The sequence below is a fragment of the Gemmatimonadota bacterium genome (genome assembly GCA_022560615.1).
GTDB lineage: Bacteria > Gemmatimonadota > Gemmatimonadetes > Longimicrobiales > Gaopeijiaceae > UBA1138.
The window spans coordinates 41,520-61,356 of record JADFSR010000005.1; the positions used below are offsets into that span (position 1 = coordinate 41,520).

Here is a 19,837-nt window from a genome sequence, read left to right on the forward strand (position 1 = left end):
TCAATTTCGCCACTGGAGGGTGAATGGGCTCCCTGATCACAGTCGCTCACTCCGGGAACTCCTCATGGTAGCGCGCGACCGCGTCCGTAGTCCCGCAGATGTAGAGCGCGTCGTCGGCCAGGAGCCGGAAGGAAGCCGGGAAGTCCATGCCAACGCGGCCGTCCCGCTCCACTGCGACGACCGTGCAGGCTGTGCGCTCCCGAATCCGCTCCGCCACCGGGTTCTTGCCGGCGAGCCTCCCTGCGCCGACCCGCACGAGCTTGATATGGGGCTGTAGAGAAACGGTCTGCCCCAGGACCTGGCGGGCGAGGAGTTGCCCCGCGACCTGGCTCACAGAGATCGCGAAGTCCACGCCGGCACGCTGGACACGCGCCACATTCTCGACCAGCGAGACGCTAGCGATGATCGGGAGGTCCGGAGCGTAGTCGCGGAGAACTGTGGCGGCGAAGACCGTTGCGCTGTCCGATTCGAGCGCGAGGACGACGACCCGGGCCCCGGCGAGGGGCACACGCTCGAGCACGTCCCGGTCGATGATGTCACCGACGACATGGACACCCGGACGCTCCACCGGATCGACCACGCACACTTCCTCTTCCACGGCGGTGAGAATCTCCGCGAGCTTCTGCCCGACGGCCCCGAAGCCGATCACAACGATCGTCCCCTCCTGGGTGATGGGCCGGGCCATCTCGCTGAGCTTCTCGATGCTCTCCGGAGTGCCCACGGCGACCAGGATCGTGCCAGGGCGGATGGTCTCATCCGCGGCCGGGGGCGAGTGCAGCGACGCATCCCGCCATTGACCGACGATGTTGCAACCGGTGAGGGAGCGGATCCGGACTTGGGCAAGCGTGCTATTGGCCAGTGGGCTGCCGTCGTGGACTCGTAGCTCTGCCACCTCGAGGAGCCGACTCAGGGGCCGGATTCCCGTGACCCGCGGACTGATCCTGGCGCTGGCCCTGGAGCACAGAACGGCGGCAAGCACGTGGGTGGGCGCGAAGGTCGCGCTCGCCCCGGCCAACAGCATCGGGGAGCGCCGGCGGGGGTCCTCGATCATCGCGATGATGGGACCTTCGTACCCCACGTCACGGGCGCTGAGCGCGAGCAGCGCGTTGGCACCGTCCCCACCATTCAGGACCAGGGCATGGGCACGGGTCAGTGGCCGGAGGTCCAGCTCCTGCTCCGCCAAGGTGGCGAGCACCACCTGCTGCCCGCGTTCGTGGAGGCGGCGCGCGACCGCTTCGTCCTCCTCGATCACCACGGAAGCCATGTCCCGGCGCTCGAGCTCACTGAGTAGCGAATCCACCTCCGGGCCGTATCCATAGACCACCACACCACCGTCCACGTTGGGTAGCGCGAGGGGCAGCCGTCCCTCGAAGCGCTCCACCAGCGGAGCGGTGCCGAACTTGTCCGGAAGCAGGACGCCGACGGCGCCCCCTTCGATGCGTGCCGCCCTGCCCTCGAGTAGCACGGAGCACCCCTTCAGCGCGAGCGGCGTGAACAGGTTCAGGACGAACGCGGTGAAGATCAACACCGAGAAGATGGACGAGTCGATGGCGCCCTGGGCTAGAGCCAGCGCGGCGAGGATGAACGCCAACTCGGCACGCCCACACATGCCCACACCCACGGTCAGGGCTTCCCGCGCCGACAGCCCTATGCGCAGCGCCATGCCCCCCGCGCTCACGATCTGACCCACGATCACCGCCGTGGTCAGCAAGACCACGAACGCCACGCCCGAAGGGCTGATGTCGAAGGTGATGGAGAAGCCCAGCGACATGAAGAAGATCGGTCCGAGGAACGAGTAGGCGATCCCGTAGGAGCGATCCGCCACGACCCGGACCAGATTCGGGTGCGCCACCTTCTCCTCGAAGAACAAGCCGGCCAGATAGGCCCCCAGGATCATGTGAAGCCCGATGGCCTCGGCGAAGAGGCCCGCGGCGATAGCCACGAGCAGCACGAAGGTGAAGCCTTTGCCTCCTTTGCTTCGGAAGGGCAGCGTGAAGCGCGGATACGCGAACCGACCGAGCAGCACGGCCAGGCCGAAGAAGGCCACTACCTTCGCCAGCGTGACGACGACGTTCATGGGCTCGAACGACCCGCCCGACAGCACCCCGACCACGAGGCCGAAGACCACGAGGGTCAGCAGGTCGTCGATCACGCAGCTCGCGACGATGACGCGGGCCAGGCGCGTATCCGCCAGCCCCAGATCCTTGAGCGTCTTCAACGTGACCACCACCGCGGTGGCGGTCATGGTGAGACCGACGAACACGGCAGCTACCGGATCCAATCCGAACGCCGTCGCCACGCCGAAACTGACCGCGAACGGCACGATCGCACCCACCAAGGCAACCCCGAGCGAGCGCTTCAGCGCATCGAAGAATTCTCGGGGCTGGGTCTCCACCCCGGCGTGGAACATGAGGAAGAAGATCCCGATGTCGGCCAGGAGCGCGATCGCCTCACTGGGCTCGATGAGGCCGAAGACAGCCGGTCCCACGAGCACGCCGACGATGAGTTCGCCCATGATCGTGGGCAGTCCCAACGGGCGCAGCGTGACCGCGACCAGCCAGATGCCGGCCAGTAGGATCAGCAGATCGAAGCCGATGTCATGCATGCGAGGAATCCCGTACGATGCCGATCACCCGGCGTTGATCATACTTCCGCCGGTCTGGCTCGGCCACACGAACCAGGAGCTCGTCCATCGTTGTCGGGCTACCGGGCTCCCCCGTGACGGAGGTACAGCACCGGCACCACAACCATGTTCAGCGCCAGTGATGTGAGGAGTCCGCCCAGCACGACGACGGCCATCGGGCTCTGGATTTCGTTTCCCGGCTCCCCACCCGACAGGGCAAGCGGCAACAGAGCGAGCCCTGCGGTCAGCGCCGTCATCATGATCGGGCTCAGCCGCTCCATCGATCCCCTGACGACGGCGTCGTAGAGCTCCACGCCTTCGGCCCGCAGATGGTTGAAATGACTCACCATGAGGATGCCGTTACGGATCGCGATCCCGAACAGCGTGATGAATCCCACGAGCGTCGCGATGTTCAACACTCCCCCGGTGAGCCATACCGCGAAGACCCCCCCGACCAGCGCCAGAGGCAGGTTGACCATCACGAGGAGGGCTTGCCGAACGGAGCTGAACTCGACCAATAGCAGCAGGAAAACGGCCGCCAGAGAGAGTAGGCTCATGAGCCCGATGGTGCGCGAAGCCTCCCCAGCAGACTCGAACTGGCCTCCGTACTCCACGTAATAGCCTGCGGGCAGATCGACCACTTCCTGCACTTGCTGGCGGAGGTCCTCCACCACGCTGCCGACGTCACGGCCCGCCACGTTCGCCTGCACCACGATCTTTCTCTGGACGTCCTCCCTCGATATCGAGTTCGGGCCCATGTCGAATCGCACGTCGGCGAGCATCCCGATCGTGACCTGTGAACCGACCGGCGTGTTGACGCGTGCGTTGCGCACCGTCTCCAAGCTCTTTCGGTGCTCGGCGGAGAATCTGACCACGAGATCGATGGCCCTCTGTTCCTCCAGTATCTGGGACACGACTTCGCCTGCGAGAGCTACATCAACGGCCTGGGCTAGGTGCTTCGGCGTCACGCCGTAGCGAGCCATCGCTCTCCGGTTCATGTCTATTCGGATCTGGGGCACGTCCGCCTGCTGCTCCATCGCCACATCCACTGTGCCAGCCACGCCCTGCGCGACCGACTCGATCTCCCTGGCGATCTGGCGCAGTTGATACAGGTCGGGCCCAAAGATCTTCACCGCGATACTGGCACGCGTTCCGGAAAGCATGTGGTCGATCCTATGACCGATAGGCTGCCCGATGGTGATCTGCGTCCCTGGCACGGCCGCGAGGTTCGCCCGCAACTCCTCGAGCACCACGTCGTAGTCATAGGCGTCGATGTCGAGGCGCACGTCGATCTCGGCCGCGTTGACTCCCTGAGCGTGCTCGTCGAGCTCGGCTCTGCCGGTACGGCGGGCCGTTTCGAGCACCGCCGGGTGGTCCAGAAGGATCTGCTCGATTCGGCGGCCCAGCGCGTCCGACTCGTCCAACGATGTACCCGGTACCGTGAGCGCACTGATCACTAACGACCCCTCTTGGAATTCCGGCAGAAACGAGCGGCCCAGGAAAGGGAAAGTCACCAGTGATGCGACCACGAGTGCCGCGGTACCCGCCATCACACGTGACGGACGCCTGAGCACCGGTACAAGCATCGCCCCGTAGACCCGTTTGAGATTCCGTACGACCCAACTCTCTCTTTCCGTCTCCACCGCCTTTGAGCCCGGCAGTAGGTAGGCCGATAGCGCCGGTGTAACCGTCACCGCGACGACCAGCGAGGCCAGGATCGAGACGATGTAGGCGAACCCCAGAGGCCGGAGCATGCGCCCCTCGACTCCCGAGAGGAAGAGGAGCGGTATGAACACCACGATGATGATCAGCGTCGCTATCACGATGCTCCTAAGGATCTCCTTGGAAGCGTCGAATACAACGTGGGATGCCGGCTTGCGTACGTCCTGAGGCCGTCGCTGATTCTCGCGAAGGCGCCGAAAGACGTTCTCCACGACAATCACCGCATCGTCCACGAGCGCGCCGATCGCGATCGCCATCCCTCCCAGCGTCATGGTGTTGATCGTGATATCCAGGAGCTTCAGCGCGAGGATGGCGGTGATGAGCGCAAGGGGAATCGCAAGCACCGAGATGGAAGTGGTACGGACGCTCCAGAGGAACAAGAAGAGGATCACGATCACGAGGATGGCGCCGTCACGGAGCGCTACCAAGACGTTGTTCACGGCGGTTCGGATGAAGTCCGCTTGCCGGAAGATGCCGCGGTTGATTTCCATTCCATCGGGCAGGGTCGCCTCGATGTTCGTGATCTCTCGATCGATCCGATCGGTCAACTCGAGCGTGTTCGTGCCGGGCTGCTTCAGGACGGTGAGGATGACCGCCCTCGCGGCGTTCGCCGATCCCTCACCCAGACGAGTGGCGGCCCCGATACGTACCTCCGAGACGTCCCCGATGGTAATCGGTGTCCCGTTCCGAGCGGCCACAACGGTGAGAGCGACGTCTTCGAGCGCCTGAACTCGTCCTGTGGCCCGGATCAAGTACTCTTGTCCGCGGTCCATGAACACGCCGCCGGACGCATTCACATTCGAGCCCTCAGCCGCTCGAACTACCTCCTCGAGCGTCACGTCGAACGCCGCCAACCGATTTGGATCCACGAGGATCTGATACTCTCGTACCTCGCCGCCGAGTGGAATCACTTGAGCGACGCCTGGGATCGCGAGCAGGCGCCTGCGCAGGGTCCAGTCGGCCACGGTGCGCATCTCCATCGGCGTCACGGACCCGCTTCCGGTAACCGCGATCAACATGATCTCGCCCATGATGGACGAAATGGGAGCGAGGCTCGGCATCCCCACTCCTCCAGGCAAACCCGCAGCCACCAGTTGGAGCTTCTCGTTCACGATCTGACGCGCCCGGAAGATGTCCGTGCCCCAATCGAACTCCACCCACACGATACTGATGCCCTGCGAGGTGGAGGAGCGAACCCGGCGTACGCCCGTCGCCCCGTTCACGGCCGTCTCGATCCGGAACGTGACCAGAGCCTCGACCTCTTCGGGGGCCATCCCATGAGCCTCGGTCAAGACGGTCACGGTGGGTGCTGTGAGGTCAGGGAACACATCCACCGGCATGCGAAGAGCCGTGATGGTTCCGCTAATGAGAAGCACTCCTGCTGCAACCGCCACGAGGAAGCGGTTGTCGATGGACCACCGAATGACACGGTCTAGCATCGGACCCTCCTAGTGGGCGTGGCCGCCGGCGAAGTCGCCGCCGGAGAGGGAAGCGAGTCGCACCTGATACGCACCAACCGTGACCACCATGTCCCCTAGTCTGAGCCCCGTGACGATGTGGGTTCGCCTGCCGTCGGTGACGCCGAGCGTGAGAACCCGCCGCTCAAAGGTTTCGCCTCCGGATTGCACGTACGCCACCGGCGTGCCGTTGTCATCCAGAATCGCGTCATTGGGGATCGCGATTCCGTTTACCAATCCACCTGTCGGTACGACAGCCTGGGCGAACTGCCCGAACGTAAGGCGCCCCTGCCCAGCCGCGACCTCGAAGACCACGGGAACGGTCCGCGTCGTGGGACTGATCACGCTCCCCACCGAACGCAGCCGAGCGTCGAAAACATCCTGAGAGTCGTCCACAGTGAATAGCGCGTCCGCACCTGCACGCAGGTTGTTCGCTGTCGATGCCGGCACCTGCACCCGGAGCCACGCCCTGGATGGGTCGACTATGGTAAACAGCGACTCGCCCGCTTCCACGCGTCCACCGGGCACGAAGGTTCGCTCCGCGATCACACCCGACATCGGAGCGCGGAGAGTGAGTTCATAGGCACCGTCCGTCCCGCCTCCCATCGCCTCCAGCTCAGCTTCCGCGATCTCGAGGTCGTGGCGAGCCTCCTCGAGGCGTCTGCCCGGGATCGCTCCAGCCTCGAAGAGTCTCCCATCTCTTTCCACTTCACGCCTCAGTCGCTCCACCCGCCCGCGTGATCGGGCGAAGCCGTCGTCCTGGCTGGTGGGAACCAGGACAGCAAGGACTTGTCCCTGACTGACCCGGTCTCCTACAGACGGTGCGTCCCGGTTGGCCACCGCCGGGGCGATCCCGTCAGCCGGCGCACTCAACTGAACTAGTGAGCCATCGGGAGGAACGATCTCACCCGGGGCCAGAATAGTGCGTTGAACCGCGTGTTCCGCAGCCGGGTGAACCGCGAACGGGATCACCCACTGTTGCTCTTTCAGGAACGAGATCCCAGACAGCTCTTCGGCCGCCTCGTGAGCGAGTGCTTCCTCCTCGCTGACGTGGACCACGACGTCTGAAACGACATGTCGACCGTCTACCTGATGACTCGCCAGGATCAGCTCCACCACGTAGGTCCCCGCTCGCTGAATCACGGGATCCAGCAGAAATATCCCGTCGCGGAGCGGGGCATCCACGGTGAAGGTTTCCGCGGCGACTCCGTCCATCATGAAGCGCACCGTGAGCGTCCCAGCACGGATCGGCTGAAAGTCATCTCGATCCGTGAGGTGAATCGCCCAGTTTCCGGTCCGTTGCCCAGCAACGAGAAACGGGTATTCGAGGAAGAGCTCGGTACCGTCGACCCATTGCGTCACGACGACCGCGCCGAGCTCCGGCACCTCTGGGGCGTTCTCGATGGCACCGCAGGCCGTGATCGGTAGGATCAACGACAAACCGGTAGCAGTCCTCAGCACTGTCATTAGCTGTGTGTTGAGTCGATCGCACGTCATCGTCGCGTCTCCAGGTCAGTCGTCGCGGGTCGCGAAGCGGCATCGAATCCACCGATCGCACGCTCCAGGTCGTAATAGGCCGTCCAAAGATCAGCCTTGAGTTGGGCGCGAGCGTTCCGAGCGCCCCAAAGCGCTTCGGCGGCATCCAAGATGTCCAGGAGGCCCATCTCTCCGAGGTCGTACGCCACCTGCGCGATCTGAAGGAGATCGGAAGACGCATCCAGCCCATCGTCTGCCAGCAGGTCGGCCCGACGCTTCAGGCTCTCGTACGATTCCATCGCTCGACGAAGGTCGTTTTCCACCTGCCGCTGGGTCAGACCGAGACGCGTCCGGAAGGTGCCGACGCGTGCCTCGGCGCTCTCCACGGCCCCGGCGTTTCGGTCGAATAGCGGAATCGGGATCGATAAGCCCAAGAAGGCACCTCTCAGCCCGTCGGACTGACGCTTGTAGCCCCCTGTGGCCGTGACGTCGGGTAGCCGCTCGGCGCGCCTGAGCCGTACGGCCGCCACCGCCTCCTCTAGCTCCGCCTGGGCGGAAGCGATCTCCTGCCGGCGAGAAGTCAGTTCTCCCGTGACTGGTTCGAGAATCGGCTCCGGCGGAGTGTCACCGTCGAGCCCCATCGGTGACACCTCGACGACATCTGATTCCGGCAGAATGAGGAGCGCAAGGCTTCGGCGCGCCGAGGAGCCGCGGATCTCGGCGCCCGCCAATAGATTTTCGTAGCGCGCACGCTCGACGACGATTCGCCTGAGGGCGTAGCGAGAGATGTCCCCTTGAGCCTCCCGGACCACCGCGCTCCGGGCAGCCTCGCGAAAAACTCCGGCGACCCGCTCGGTCACGGCCAGCACCTCCTCCGCGAGCACCGCCTCCACGTAGGTCCGCTTCACATCGAACGCGAGGCGGGCGCTGTCGGCGCGTAATCGCGCCTGGGCCGCCCGCACCGCCCATGCCGCCCCTTCAGTCCGGGCGCTCCGCTGGCCTGGAAGTTCGAGGCGTTGGCTGAGGGTGAAATACGATTCCAAATAGTCGACTGTGCCCCCAGACAGTGGCTCGTGCGTGACACTCGCCGTCGGGTTGGGGAAGGCTCCCGCCTGTCGGGCAACCCCGCGCGATTCCGCCAGCTGGAGCCTCGCGACGCGGAGGTCGAGGTTGTTGGCTGCGAAGAGGCGAAGCGCCTCATCGACAGTCACGCGCCGGCTTGGACTTTGGGCCACCAAGGCTGTGGCCCAAAGCCCGAGGGCGACAGCTAGCACGAGGATTCTGGTCGTGCGATTCACGGTCATGGCTCCTGTATATGCGACGACGGGCCGGCACTGCCGGGTTCGGCAGGCCTCCTAGCGTCTTCGTTCCTATATGTGGGGTTGGGGTCCGAACGCCGAGAAGCGCTCAGAGAATCAGGAGGGGACCGGCGGAGCTCGTGGAGAAGTCGAAGGCGGAGGTCGCTCGTGAGGCAGCGCGTGGTCCAGCGGTCGCGCCTCAGGCACAGCGACAATGGGAGCACTTCGCAGCGCAACCCTGAGGACCGGCATAGCCAAATAGGCAAGCGCAGACGGAAGGCGGCTCGCTTGCTCTGTGAGGATCACCCCGTGGTCGTGGTGATCAAGGGCCGTGAACTCGGCGACATCACGCAAGGCGGCGCCGTGATCATGCGACGGGAGACCCGTGCTCAACGTCCCAAGGACGAGGATCAGAGTACCTGAAACGAGTCTACCGGATAGCGCACGTCGCATTCGACATCATGGCAGTTGGGGGGAGGGTCGTCAACTCACGACGCTACCGACTACGCACTTCTGCTGAGCCGCTACCCCCTGGAGAGCTACGCCTCGCAAGGGGCACACTTACACGGGCACCTGCCGGCAGTGCCTCAGGAATTGGCGATCGGCGCGTTTCGCTGTCGCGATGTCCTCGAAGAAGGCCTTCAGGTAGCGCACGCTACGGTTCCTTTCACCGTCTTCCAGGTACGGGAAGTCGCGGTAAAGGGCCATGATGTCGGTCTCGGCCGCGCGAAACCGCTCCAGGATCGGCTCCGGATCGAGGTTGCTGCGACACCACCCCCGGTACATGCGATCCTGAACTCTCTTGATGCCGAGCGTCGGATCAGGGGTCGCGTACGGCGCGTCGACGATACCCGAGAAGTCGAAGTCGTACGGTACGGGCAACACGATGCCACCGATGCCCAGCACCTCGGTGTTGTGCCCGGCCACGTCGGACCAGTCCGTGTTCCCGATCATGTACTGGAAGATCGCCATGGTCTGGCTGGTGACCGGCTCGAAGATGCCGTGTGGGAGGTTTTTGCCCTCCGGAATGTCGAAGACCTCGGAACCCATACCGACACGCGCGGCGAGCGCGTCGTCGTCCTCGATGAAGAAAGCGAGGCGCGTGAACGGGTCATCGGCACCGCTCTCGTCGACGTACGTGATGCGCGCGAGACGCACGTCGAACGACGTCGGTGTCACCATGCTGAATGCGCGGTACACGAGGTACTCGTTCAGAACCAACTGTTCGTACGAGTCCCGGTTCGGACGGCACGGGCTCACGATTTTGAGCTTGTCCTGCCCCTCGAACTCGGTGCCCTCGGTCTGCTTCTTCTTGAGGTTGAGCCTGAGCGGCGGGAAGGTGCAGTTCCGTTTCTCGAGGCGGAAGCGACCGCGCGTACGGAGCTGTGCCTCGATCGTGACGTCTTCGCCGGCTTCGGTGGTCACCGTGACGGTGGCCGGACGCTCCGGTGATGCGCGCCGGTCGTCCTTCAGCAGCGAAAAGTCCGCGGTGAGCGTGAGCTGGATCGCTTCGTCCGACGCAAAGAGCAGCGCGGGCCCGACCTGCTGCGCGGAGGCAGGAAGCGCTATTGCGAGCGCCATTGCCGCCAGAAGTGTCGTTCTCATCATCCCCCACGATCTATCGTTCAACCTCACCACCCCACACTATCCACCTACCTATACGGATACGTCGGCACGTTGGTTCAGTTCGCTTTACCGACTTCCGTGATACTGTGGGTCAACCATGTTCGTCCACGCTGTACTTGAGTCAGGTCTCCCAGGCACGGAGCGCAGGGCGTCCGGCGCAGGATGATAGTCGGATTCACGCAATCGATGCTGCCCGGCGTCAGCCCGGCCAACCCAGAGTCCCCGACCGTGCGGAGAGCCAGCGGGCGAGGAAGCCCATACCGGCGAGGACCGTGTGTCTCGAGCCCTACCGCAGGACTTCGAAGGCTCTAGAGCGCCGTGGACCGAACCGGTACACGGCGAAGTCGTTGTCGAAGGAGGCCACGCGGTGCACGCCCAGCCGTTCCATGACCGCGAAGCTGGTTCGATCGACGAGTGAGAAATCTTGATCCGGGAAGTCCAGGCCCGTCGTCCAAGCGGCCTGCAGGTCGGCAAGCCCCACCGGCTCCAGCCGCGCCGCGCCGCTACGGAGGCCGTCCCAGAACGCCTCCGCAGCCTTCCGATGGAGCCGCACCCGGAGAAGGGTCCACGTCTGCCCTGCGGTCTCGACAGCTGCCAATGCCCCTCGATCCGAAGAAGCGAGCGATCACCCCGCCGGGCAGCGGCAAAGCGCGAGCGGAATCTCATCGGCGGCGGCGTGTCCCCCTCGAGGGCGCCCGCGCAATCAACGAGGAGAGATTGATCGCCGATCTCCAGATCTAGGCGGCTCCAGTCGGTTGTCAGGACTCGTCGAAACCCCGGGCTGCTCGTTCGCAGCTTCGAGAATCTGAAGGCCGTCGACCTGAGCTTCGACCCGGACAACGTGCTCAGCATGCAGATTTTCATGTCCCCCGCACGCTACCCCGACGCGGTCGCCCGCAGGGCGTTCATGGCGGATGCCGAGTCTCGTCTGGCGAGGATTCCGGGGGTCGAGAGCGTCGGTTCGGTGAACTCCCTTCCGCTCGCATCCTTCGATGGGGACGTCACCTTCACCATCGAGGGCGAAGCGCCTCCGGAGCCTGGTGAGCAAATCGTCTGGCTCCGTGGCGACCGTCGGCTGCTTTGACGCGATGCAGATACGACTCGTGGCCGGACGCGCGTTCGACGCCAACGACAAGCACGACGAAACGCAGGTCATCATCATCAACGAGACGCTCGCCAACCGGTACTTCGGGAGCGCGACGGAGGCGGTCGGCCAGCGCCTCAACGTGAACTCGCCCGAGAACGCTGTCTGGCGTCCGATCGTCGGGGTGGTGCGGGACATCAAGAACTTCGGGCTCCGCGCAGGCGACCGGAACGCAATGTACGTCCCCTTCAACCAGATCTCATCTGCCTTCATGTTTACGGTCGTTCGTACCGCGGGCGATCCGCTGACCGTTGCGAGCGCAGTCCGTAAGGAAATCGCTGAGGTCGACGCGACGATCGCGGTGGCGCTGCTCCAACCAATGGAGGATCTCGTGTTCGACGCATTCGCGACCGATCGCTCTTCGACCGCCCTTCTCACACGCTTCGCGATGATGGGCGTGCGTATCGCGTTCGGCGCGGAGAGCAGCTCCATCCGTGGACTCGTGATGCGCCGGGCGCTCGGCTTGGCGCTCATGGGCAACGGAGCCGCCGTACTCGCGAACCTCGTGCCCGCGGTGCGAGCCACAAGGATCGACCCCATCAAGGTCCTCAGCACATGACCACTCTCCTGCGCATGTCGCTCGTCATGATCTTCGCTGGGTGTGCCGTGAACCCGGCCACCGGTCGTCGGGAGTTCTCCCTCATCAGCGAGAGTCGGGAAATCGAGATGGGACGAGAGGCGGATGCGGACATCTCCGCCTCGCTCGGACTGGTCGATGACCCCGCGCTCCAGAGCTACGTCTCCGACATCGGGCACCGTCTGGCCGCGGTCTCCGAGCGCCCGCACCTCCCGTGGTCTTTCAAGGTCGTAGACGATCCACTCGTCAACGCGTTCGCGCTGCCCGGCGGATTCATCTTCGTGACGCGCGGCATCCTCGCCAACTTCGAGTCAGAGGCGGAGCTGGCAGGCGTACTCGGGCACGAGATCGGTCACGTTACCGCGAAACACTCGGTATCCCAGATGAGTCGGCAGCAGCTCCAACAGATCGGGCTGGGTGTCGGTATGGTCTTCTCGTCCAGGGTCCGTCGCTTCGGTGACGTCCTGGGCGTGGGCCTCCAACTCATGAACCTCCGTTACTCACGGGGGAACGAGTCCGAGTCCGATGAACTGGGCGTGCGCTACATGACCCGGACCGCCTACGACCCCGAGTCGATGATCGGAGTCTTCCAGATGCTCGCAACGGTGTCCGGTGGCGAGGGGGAACGGATTCCGCAGTGGCAGCTCACGCACCCCTACCCCGAGAACCGCGAGACCGACATTCGTGAGTTGATCGCCGCATCGGGGAGTGCGGCCGGGGGCACGGTGGCCCGAGGTGAGTACCTGGATCGTATCGGCGGTCTCGTCTACGGGTCGAACCCGCGGGAGGGGTACTTCATCGGCGACCGTTTCGTGCACCCTGACCTCGAGTTCGACGTGACGTTTCCGGAGGGCTGGGCAGGGGTGAACGAACGCTCTTACGTGGCGGCGTCGAGTCCCGCGGAGGACGCAGTGATGATCCTACGGCTCGCGGAGGACGCCACCGATCCGCGCGCCGCGCTGCGCTCCTTTCTCGCCCAAGACGGCGTCTTCGGCCGCGGCGTGCGCAACGATGACAGCGACGGGATCTCGGTCAGCCGCGCTACTTTCACCGCCGACTCCGGCGACGGCACGCTGCGAGGCGAAGCGGCGTTCATCGGTCTCGACGGGCGCGTATATCAACTCTTGGGGTTCGCAGACGAAGTCACCTGGCGGCAGTACTCGGGCGTGGTGGCGACATCTCTCTCGAGCTTTACTCGACTCACGGACCGACGGACGCTCGAGGTGCAGCCGTGGAGGCTGGAAGTGGTGGCGCTGCCCGAGGATATGTCGCTTCGAGACTTCCACGGCCGGAATCCCGGTCCGGTCTCCGTCGAGGAGCTCGCGAGGTTGAATCGTCTAGCGCCGGACGTCGTAGTGCCTGCGGGCACGCGCCTCAAGCGTGTCGTAGGCACGACCCTCCCGGGCCAAGCACGATGAACTAGGGTCGGAGTTCTAGTTTCCGGTCTCTTCCGTATTCGCGGCGACGTACGCGGCCGCGAATTCCGCGATCTTGCCGTCGATCGCGCCCTCGAGCGCGGCGGCCGCGTCGTCGAAACTCGCGATACCGATCTCGGTGGCGTACCAGGTGACCGCTTCCGGGAGCGTGACCTGGGTGTCCCGAATCATCTGCGCGGACTGTTGCACGCGCACCGACACCCCGTACGCGAGCATCCCCGCGGTTCCCTCGCCCGCCCCCGTCACGCACTCGACGGTGATCCGGAACTCCGGCAGCCCCGCATTCTCGAGCATTTGCTCCTCGGTGAGCACATCGACGCTAGCCTCGATGAGCTTCAGCGCGGACTCGGCCAGGAGCGAGGAGGCCGTCACACCGGCGCTCTCACACGCCCCGTCGGCCTCGGCCCGGACGAATACACCGCCGAGGCCCTCCAAGGTGTACCGGTTCCATTCCGTGTCCTGAGCTTCCAGGCCCACGGGGATCGTAAGAACCGTCAGCGCGGCGAGCGCGGACAGGTACCGTTTCATGTTCGCTCCGACTGCGTGCGGTACGGGTCTCAGTTCCCGCGACCCTCTCCGCACGACCTGCACTCGTGGTTGTTTTTCGAACCGAGCTTCTCGAGCAGCGCGACGGTCGCAGGATGCGGCTGCGCGCGCTGCTCGGGGCTGTTCGCCATGTCCGCGGTGGTTTGTCCGCGCCGGCTGATCAGCGTGACGTCAGCGCCCTGACTGACCAGGTAGAGAATCGTCTCGCTGTCACCGCGCGCCGCAGAGTGGTGCAGCGCGGTGAAACCGTCTTGGTCGCGCAGGTTGGGATCGACGCCCAACTCTTCAATGAAGTACTTCATCGAAGGCAGCCACCCGTCGGGCACGCTGCGGTGCTGCTGCGCAACGCGGGACGTGCCGAAGCCGACGCCCGCCGCCGCGTGCATCGGATGGATCCCGAGCCCTCCAACGGGAATCGGTGCCAGTCCGGAAGGATCGACAGGCTCCGGCTCGTCGTTCACCGGGTTGTTCGGAATGTCAGGATCCCGGTTGAAGCGCCGGCGGGCGGGAAGCTTGATCGTCCAGACGTCGGGGTCGGCACCGTACGCCACGAGCAGCTTCATCGCGTTCACGTCGGTGGCGTAGGCTGCGCGCCAAAATGGCGTTGCGCCCGTGAAGTCCACACCCATGCGCCCTGCGTTGTACGCTGCGTACCAGATATGCGTTGTGGTGCGCTGGTTCGGATCGGCGCCGGCCTCGAGCAGAGCTCGAGTGAGGTCCAGATACGACGTGGACTGCCCGCGAAACGCTCCCGGCTGCGGATACCACGTGCGCAGCGACCACTCGATGTTCAGCGTCGCGAAAAGCGGACCCGCTCCATCGTCGCTGACCAAGTTCGGATCCGCGCCGTGCTCAACGAACTCCTCGGCCAAGTCGTAGTGTCCGTTGATCACGGCGACCAGAAGCGGGCTCGACTCGTCACCGCCGGTGACCTGGTCGATGTCCGCCCCGGCAGCGACGAGGAGCTGGGCAGCATTAACGTGGCCCTCGCGTGCCGCGTAGTGCAGCGCGGTGAAGCCACCCTGCTTCCCGATCTGCTCGATGGACGAGAGCGCGCGTATGGGCGGCTCGTCTGTCTCGTCCGGGTCGGCTGTCTCGTCCGGATCGGCTGTCTCGTCCGGGTCGGCTGTCTCGTCCGGGTCGGCTGTCTCGTCCGGGTCGGCTGTCTCGTCCGGATCGGCTGTCTCGTCCGGGTCAGGCGTCTCGTCCGGGTCGGGCGTCGCCGCTGCGGCTTGCGCACGTTGCGGCGGTCCACCACGCCCACCTCGGGCCTCAGGACGCTGATCGGGCGGCAGCTCGGCGTCGCGCACACGGGTGCGCCGGGCGCGGTCCTCGTTGTTGGCGTTCGAGATCTCCTCGTAGTCCTTGACGTCGGTCGCCGCGGACAGATCCGCGCCGGCGTCGATGAGCGCCTGCATCGCGGCGGTCGAGTTTCCAACGGCGGCGAACATCAGAGGCGTGCGGCTCGAGCGGGAATCGCGCGAGTCGACCTCCGCGCCGTGCTCAACGAGGACTCGGATGGCCTCGGCCGAGTTGGCTTGAGCTGCAAAGTGAAGCGGGCTGACTCCAGTGTTTGTGAAGCCGTTGGCGTCAGCCCCTCCTTCCAACAGTGCGCGTACAACGTCGCCGTGCCCGTTCCGGCTGGCCAGGTGCAGCGGCGTATAGCCACCGAGTCGGGTGGTCGGCTTCACGGTCGCGCCGGCATACAGGAGCACTTCGACGATCTGTACGTCGTCGTTCATCGCAGCCCAGTGCAACGCTGTCGTGCCATCCGCCTGCGCACCGTTGGCGTCCGCACCGTCACGCAGGAGTGTGCGAACGGCCTCGAGATCGCCGCGCTCGGCGGCGTCCGCAACCGGCGAGTCAGCCGGTGTGCCCGCCACGAGCAGTAGGCTCAAGGCTACAATCGATCCCATGTGGAAACCGACCTTCATTCGTGCTGCCGACATATCGCGCTCCCGCTCGGGATCGGTGCTCAGACCGAGAATGTGCCCGTGCTGTTGCCGAAGGAGTCCAGGTCGTCCAGGCCCATCCCGTGCAGGAGGTCGAGGAAGACGTTGGCCATCGGGGTGCCAATGGGCGCGCGCAAGTGCTCGCCGCCCTTCAGCAAACCGTTCGCGCCGCCCACCAGGAAGAGCGGACAGCGGATGTGATTGTGAAGATTGCTGTCGGCCATCGCGGAGCCGTACATGACCATTGTCTTGTCGAGCAGATTCGCGTCGCCCTCCTGATAGTCCTGCAGCTTCTGCAGGAAGTACGGAATCATCGACACGTGGTAGGCGTTGAGCTTGGCGAAGTTCTCGACTCGATCCTCGCGGCCACCGTGGTGCGAAGCCGAGTGGAACGGCGTCGTGGTGCCCGCCTCGGGAAATACCCGCGGCGAAGCGTCGCGACCCAGCTTCAGCGAGAAGACGCGCGTGGTGTCCGCGATGAAGGCGAGCACCTGGAGGTCGAACATCAGCTTCACGTGCTCTTCGAACGAGTCCGGGACGCCGACGGGCGCCTCGGGAATCTCACGCTCGTCTCCGCCTGAGTTCCGTGCCTCGGTCCGCTGAATGCGCTGCTCGAGCTCCCGGATGTTGTTCGCGTACTGGTCGAGCCGCTGTTGGTCCTCCGGACCCAACTTACGCCGCATCAGCTTCATCTCGCCCAGTACCCAGTCGAGAATGCTGCCGTCCGTCTGAAGCCGCTGTGCCCGTTGCTCCGGTGTTCCTCCGGCGCCGAACAGCTGCTCGAAGACGGCTCGCGGGTCGCGGATCATCGGGAGCGGTTCCGTCGGCGACGCCCAGCTGATCGTGTCCGTGTAGACGCACGCGTAACCGTACGCGCAGCCGCCGGCCTGATCCACATTCTCGATCGAGAGCTGCATCGAGGGGATCGGAGTATCCCCACCGAAGCGTTGCGCGAAGATCTGGTCGAACGAAATCCCGCTGTAGACGTCGGAGCCCTCGGTCTGCTTCGGGTGGGCCTGCGTCAGGAAAACAGCGGTAGTGCGGAAGTGGTCACCACCGATCTCCTTCGCGGCCTTCGCGTCCGCCTCGCGACAATCCGTGTCGGACACGATGGTCAGATAGTCACGGAACGGCTCGAGCGATTTCATGCTCGTGGGCGAGAGGTCGAAGTCACGCCCCGTCTTGGCCGGCGACCACAGGTTGAGCGAAGCGCCGAGATCGTTGCATCCGGCAGCCCCGTGCACCTGCTCGATGCACACCAGCCGCGTCTTGTCGGCAGCCCTGCCCGCCTCCGTCGCCGCCCGCAGACGGTTCGCCGGAACCATGGCATCGAGGAGAGGAAGACCCACGGCCGCACCCATGCCGCGAAGCATCGTGCGCCGCGAAATGTGCATTCCGGTGATGTAGTTCATCGCTTCGGACCTCGCTCGAGGTTACGTAGTCGGTTCAACAAGTCAGTTCTGGCCAGCCTGATCGGCCACGGTCGCCCGCGCCGACAGGAACGCAGGGCTCTGCGCGACGCCGAGCACGAAGGAAGAGACCCTATAGTCGTTCTTGGCCGCTTCACGCGTGATCGAACGGATCGTAGGCATATCGTAGTACTCGACGCGACGGCCCAGCGCGTATGCCATCAGGTTCTCGGTAAAGACTCTGAAGAACACTTCACGGCGGCTGAGCAGCGCGTTACGGAGGTCCCCCGGACCGTTCAATGGCGTCCCGTCGTAGAGCTCGGACGCCGGATCGACGAGGTTGCCGCCGTCACGCGCCCGCCAGGCCCCGGTTACGTCGAAGTTCTCGAGCGCCAATCCGATGGGGTCGATCACCTTGTGACACGACTGGCACGCGGGGTTGGCCCGGTGTTCCTCCATGCGCTCGCGCACGGTGAGGAAGCGCCCGTCGGTCGCGTCCGCGGTCTCTTCGAACGCGGGCACGTCCGGGGGCGGGGGCGGCGGCGGAGAGCCGAGCAACACTTCAAGGACCCACTTGCCGCGAAGAACCGGCGACGTGCGGTCGGGGTGCGACGTCAGCGTCAGAATGCTGCCGTGCCCGAGCAGACCTCGACGCGTCTCGTCCAGGTACGAGACCTTCTGGAATTCAGGACCCGTCACACCGGGAATCCCGTAGTGCCGCGCGAGACGCTCGTTCACGAACGTGTAGTCGGCGGTCAGCAGCTCGAGCACGGACCGGTCTTCCGCCACGAGGTGCGCGAACAGGAGCTCGGTCTCGCGGTGCATCGCGTCCGCGAGTGTTTGATCGAAGTACGGATAGGTGAGTGCGTCGGGCTGGACCTTGTCGAGATCTTGGAGACGGAGCCACTGAGCCGCGAAGCGAGTCGCGAGGGCCTCCGCCCTGGTGTCGACCAACATCCGCCGCACCTGTCGTTCGATCTCCGAGGAGTTCGAAAGGTCCCCGTCCTCCGCGAGTCGCAGCAGTTGCTCGTCCGGCGGCATGCCCCAGAGGAAGAAAGAGAGCCGGGACGCCAAATCTATGTCGCTGATGCGATAGATGTCACCCGGCCGCACGTTGTCGGGCCGCTCTTCCATACGGAAGAGGAAGTGCGGGCTGGTCAACATGGCCTGGAGCGCCGTGCGGATGCCGCCCTCGAAGCCGCCGTCGGCCGCGCCGCGATCGTAGAACGTCAGCAGACCGTCAACGTCGTTCTGCTGCACGGAACGCCGGTACGCTTTCGCGGCCATGCGTGCGACGATCTCACGAGCACACGGCCGAGCCTCATCCGGTGAGGTCGGGCGGCAGCTGAAGACGATGCGACGCGTGGGAGTTTCCGACACGCCCGTGACCTCGAACGGGCCCAGGACCGTCATGCGCTGGAGATGCTGCTGCGTCGTCACACCCAGCCCGACACCGATCTGTCCGTCTGCGAGCGTATGGTCGATTGGCCGGATCAGGTCGTCCACGGCACCCTCGTACTGGCGCACGAAGGCAGCCGTCACACGCTTGGGCCCCGCGGTGACCTGGATAGAGTCCGTCCGGATGTTCAGACCCGAGGGCTCGGACTCCGACATCCACCGGTCGACGGGCAGTAGCGCCACCCGTTCACCGTCGATCGAGACCTCGATCTGCTCATAACCGTAGGGCCGAGCGAAGACCTCACCCTCGACCGCGGCGTACGGCATGATGTGGAAGACGTACTTCCCATCGGCCGGAAAGTTGTGCACCACGGACAGCCCACCACGCGTTCCGAACGGCGCACCCTCGACCCGCTCCCTCTGGGACTGAACTCGGGGAACGCGGTAGATCGTATTGCCGACCTCGGCATCCGGGTCTCCGAGAGCGACGCGAACGATCTGTCCGGCCGCCCGCAGGTAGCCTTCCATGACAGTCGTCGACGGCATCTGCACGTCGGCGATGTTGTCGAAGTTGGCGCTCTTGGTATCGAGGGGCAGGAAGCTGCTCACGTCCACGTCGATTCCGAGCACGTCGCGAACCGCCCCTCGGTACTCGGCCCGGTTGAGCCGCTGGAACGTGCGCGCGCCGGGGTTCGGGTTCCGCGCGGCAGCCCGATCGACGATGGTCTCCAACTCCCTCGCAACCGCCTGGAGCACGGCTTCTTCCGGCCGCCGGGCTCCCGAGGGCGGCATCATGCCCACGCGGAGCTTCCGAATCATCCTCTCGACGGCCTCGGCATTCTCCGGCGCGTTCGCGACATCGAAGCCTTCCAGTACGAGCTCGCCGCGCCGCATCCGCTCGCTGTGGCAGCGGGTGCAGTATTGGTCTACTACGGCGTTCGCACCCTCATAGCTGCTGGGAACCGGATGCGCGGTCGTGGCGAGCATCCCGGCCGAAGAGGGCTGACCCGGCCCGGTGCAGGTAGCGAGCGCTACGCCCAGGCATGCGACCATCGGGATCGCAAGTGAGGATTTCCTCATTCCTGGCAGCTCCTGGAAGTCTCTTGAACCACGGTCCCTCCGTTAGGTCCCCCGCACGCGCGAGGCAGACCACTGACAACGTACGATAATACG

The 19,837-nt window shown here is 65.0% G+C and carries 14 protein-coding genes; 4 read left to right on the plus strand and 10 right to left on the minus strand.

Going from position 1 to position 19,837, the window contains the following annotated elements; all coding sequences use genetic code 11:
• Positions 1–46 precede the first annotated feature (46 nt).
• From IIB36_04690 to IIB36_04705, 4 genes are all read right to left on the minus strand, one after another.
• Complete coding sequence (locus IIB36_04690; GenBank protein ID MCH7531046.1) at positions 47–2,605, minus strand: cation:proton antiporter; 2,559 nt, start codon at positions 2,603–2,605, stop codon at positions 47–49.
• Positions 2,606–2,703: 98 nt separating this feature from the next.
• Positions 2,704–5,784, minus strand: a complete 3,081-nt coding sequence (locus tag IIB36_04695; GenBank protein ID MCH7531047.1) for an efflux RND transporter permease subunit — start codon at positions 5,782–5,784, stop codon at positions 2,704–2,706.
• Between the two features lie 9 nt (positions 5,785–5,793).
• Positions 5,794–7,299 carry an efflux RND transporter periplasmic adaptor subunit gene (locus tag IIB36_04700; protein ID MCH7531048.1) on the minus strand — a complete coding sequence of 502 codons (1,506 nt, stop codon included), beginning with the start codon at positions 7,297–7,299 and terminating at the stop codon, positions 5,794–5,796.
• Positions 7,296–8,576: a TolC family protein gene (locus IIB36_04705; GenBank protein MCH7531049.1), complete on the minus strand. Its 1,281-nt coding sequence runs from the start codon at positions 8,574–8,576 to the stop codon at positions 7,296–7,298. The genes IIB36_04700 and IIB36_04705 overlap by 4 nt, the downstream gene beginning before the upstream one ends.
• 168 nt (positions 8,577–8,744) lie before the next feature.
• Here IIB36_04705 and IIB36_04710 point away from each other — a divergent pair, with 168 nt between their 5' ends.
• Positions 8,745–8,999, plus strand: coding sequence for a hypothetical protein (locus IIB36_04710; GenBank protein MCH7531050.1), 255 nt, complete (start codon positions 8,745–8,747; stop codon positions 8,997–8,999).
• Between the two features lie 138 nt (positions 9,000–9,137).
• Here the strand turns inward: IIB36_04710 and IIB36_04715 are convergent, their stop codons facing one another.
• Positions 9,138–10,184 carry a hypothetical protein gene (locus IIB36_04715; protein MCH7531051.1) on the minus strand — a complete coding sequence of 349 codons (1,047 nt, stop codon included), beginning with the start codon at positions 10,182–10,184 and terminating at the stop codon, positions 9,138–9,140.
• Positions 10,185–10,488: 304 nt separating this feature from the next.
• Positions 10,489–10,800 (minus strand): hypothetical protein, encoded by a 312-nt coding sequence (locus IIB36_04720; GenBank protein MCH7531052.1) that lies wholly within the window; start codon positions 10,798–10,800, stop codon positions 10,489–10,491.
• A gap of 264 nt (positions 10,801–11,064) precedes the next feature.
• Here IIB36_04720 and IIB36_04725 point away from each other — a divergent pair, with 264 nt between their 5' ends.
• The 3 genes from IIB36_04725 to IIB36_04735 are packed head-to-tail and all read left to right on the plus strand — an operon-like array spanning position 11,065 to position 13,341.
• A complete protein-coding gene (locus IIB36_04725; GenBank protein ID MCH7531053.1) occupies positions 11,065–11,286 on the plus strand; it encodes a hypothetical protein in 222 nt (73 codons plus the stop codon).
• Positions 11,243–11,905 (plus strand): ABC transporter permease, encoded by a 663-nt coding sequence (locus tag IIB36_04730; GenBank protein MCH7531054.1) that lies wholly within the window; start codon positions 11,243–11,245, stop codon positions 11,903–11,905. Before IIB36_04725 ends, IIB36_04730 begins: the two co-directional genes overlap by 44 nt.
• Positions 11,902–13,341 carry a M48 family metalloprotease gene (locus tag IIB36_04735; protein MCH7531055.1) on the plus strand — a complete coding sequence of 480 codons (1,440 nt, stop codon included), beginning with the start codon at positions 11,902–11,904 and terminating at the stop codon, positions 13,339–13,341. Before IIB36_04730 ends, IIB36_04735 begins: the two co-directional genes overlap by 4 nt.
• A 15-nt stretch (positions 13,342–13,356) precedes the next feature.
• On the opposite strand, the gene IIB36_04740 is transcribed toward IIB36_04735, so the two are convergent.
• The 4 genes from IIB36_04740 to IIB36_04755 are packed head-to-tail and all read right to left on the minus strand — an operon-like array spanning position 13,357 to position 19,744.
• On the minus strand, positions 13,357–13,887 hold the full coding sequence (locus IIB36_04740; GenBank protein ID MCH7531056.1) for a hypothetical protein: 531 nt from the start codon (positions 13,885–13,887) through the stop codon (positions 13,357–13,359).
• A gap of 29 nt (positions 13,888–13,916) precedes the next feature.
• A complete protein-coding gene (locus IIB36_04745) occupies positions 13,917–15,854 on the minus strand; it encodes an ankyrin repeat domain-containing protein (protein ID MCH7531057.1) in 1,938 nt (645 codons plus the stop codon).
• Between the two features lie 26 nt (positions 15,855–15,880).
• Positions 15,881–17,269 (minus strand): DUF1552 domain-containing protein, encoded by a 1,389-nt coding sequence (locus IIB36_04750; protein MCH7531058.1) that lies wholly within the window; start codon positions 17,267–17,269, stop codon positions 15,881–15,883.
• 42 nt (positions 17,270–17,311) lie between these two features.
• Positions 17,312–19,744, minus strand: a complete 2,433-nt coding sequence (locus IIB36_04755) for a DUF1592 domain-containing protein (protein ID MCH7531059.1) — start codon at positions 19,742–19,744, stop codon at positions 17,312–17,314.
• Positions 19,745–19,837 lie beyond the last annotated feature (93 nt).

Coding starts and splice junctions, on each gene's coding strand:
- IIB36_04700 (MCH7531048.1), bottom strand. CDS start 7,299: ATGACGTGCGATCGACTCAACACACAGCTAATGACAGTGCTGAGGACT.
- IIB36_04690 (MCH7531046.1), bottom strand. CDS start 2,605: ATGCATGACATCGGCTTCGATCTGCTGATCCTACTGGCCGGCATCTGG.
- IIB36_04755 (MCH7531059.1), bottom strand. CDS start 19,744: ATGAGGAAATCCTCACTTGCGATCCCGATGGTCGCATGCCTGGGCGTA.
- IIB36_04740 (MCH7531056.1), bottom strand. CDS start 13,887: ATGAAACGGTACCTGTCCGCGCTCGCCGCGCTGACGGTTCTTACGATC.
- IIB36_04715 (MCH7531051.1), bottom strand. CDS start 10,184: ATGATGAGAACGACACTTCTGGCGGCAATGGCGCTCGCAATAGCGCTT.
- IIB36_04750 (MCH7531058.1), bottom strand. CDS start 17,269: ATGAACTACATCACCGGAATGCACATTTCGCGGCGCACGATGCTTCGC.
- IIB36_04735 (MCH7531055.1), top strand. CDS start 11,902: ATGACCACTCTCCTGCGCATGTCGCTCGTCATGATCTTCGCTGGGTGT.
- IIB36_04725 (MCH7531053.1), top strand. CDS start 11,065: ATGTCCCCCGCACGCTACCCCGACGCGGTCGCCCGCAGGGCGTTCATG.
- IIB36_04745 (MCH7531057.1), bottom strand. CDS start 15,854: ATGTCGGCAGCACGAATGAAGGTCGGTTTCCACATGGGATCGATTGTA.
- IIB36_04695 (MCH7531047.1), bottom strand. CDS start 5,784: ATGCTAGACCGTGTCATTCGGTGGTCCATCGACAACCGCTTCCTCGTG.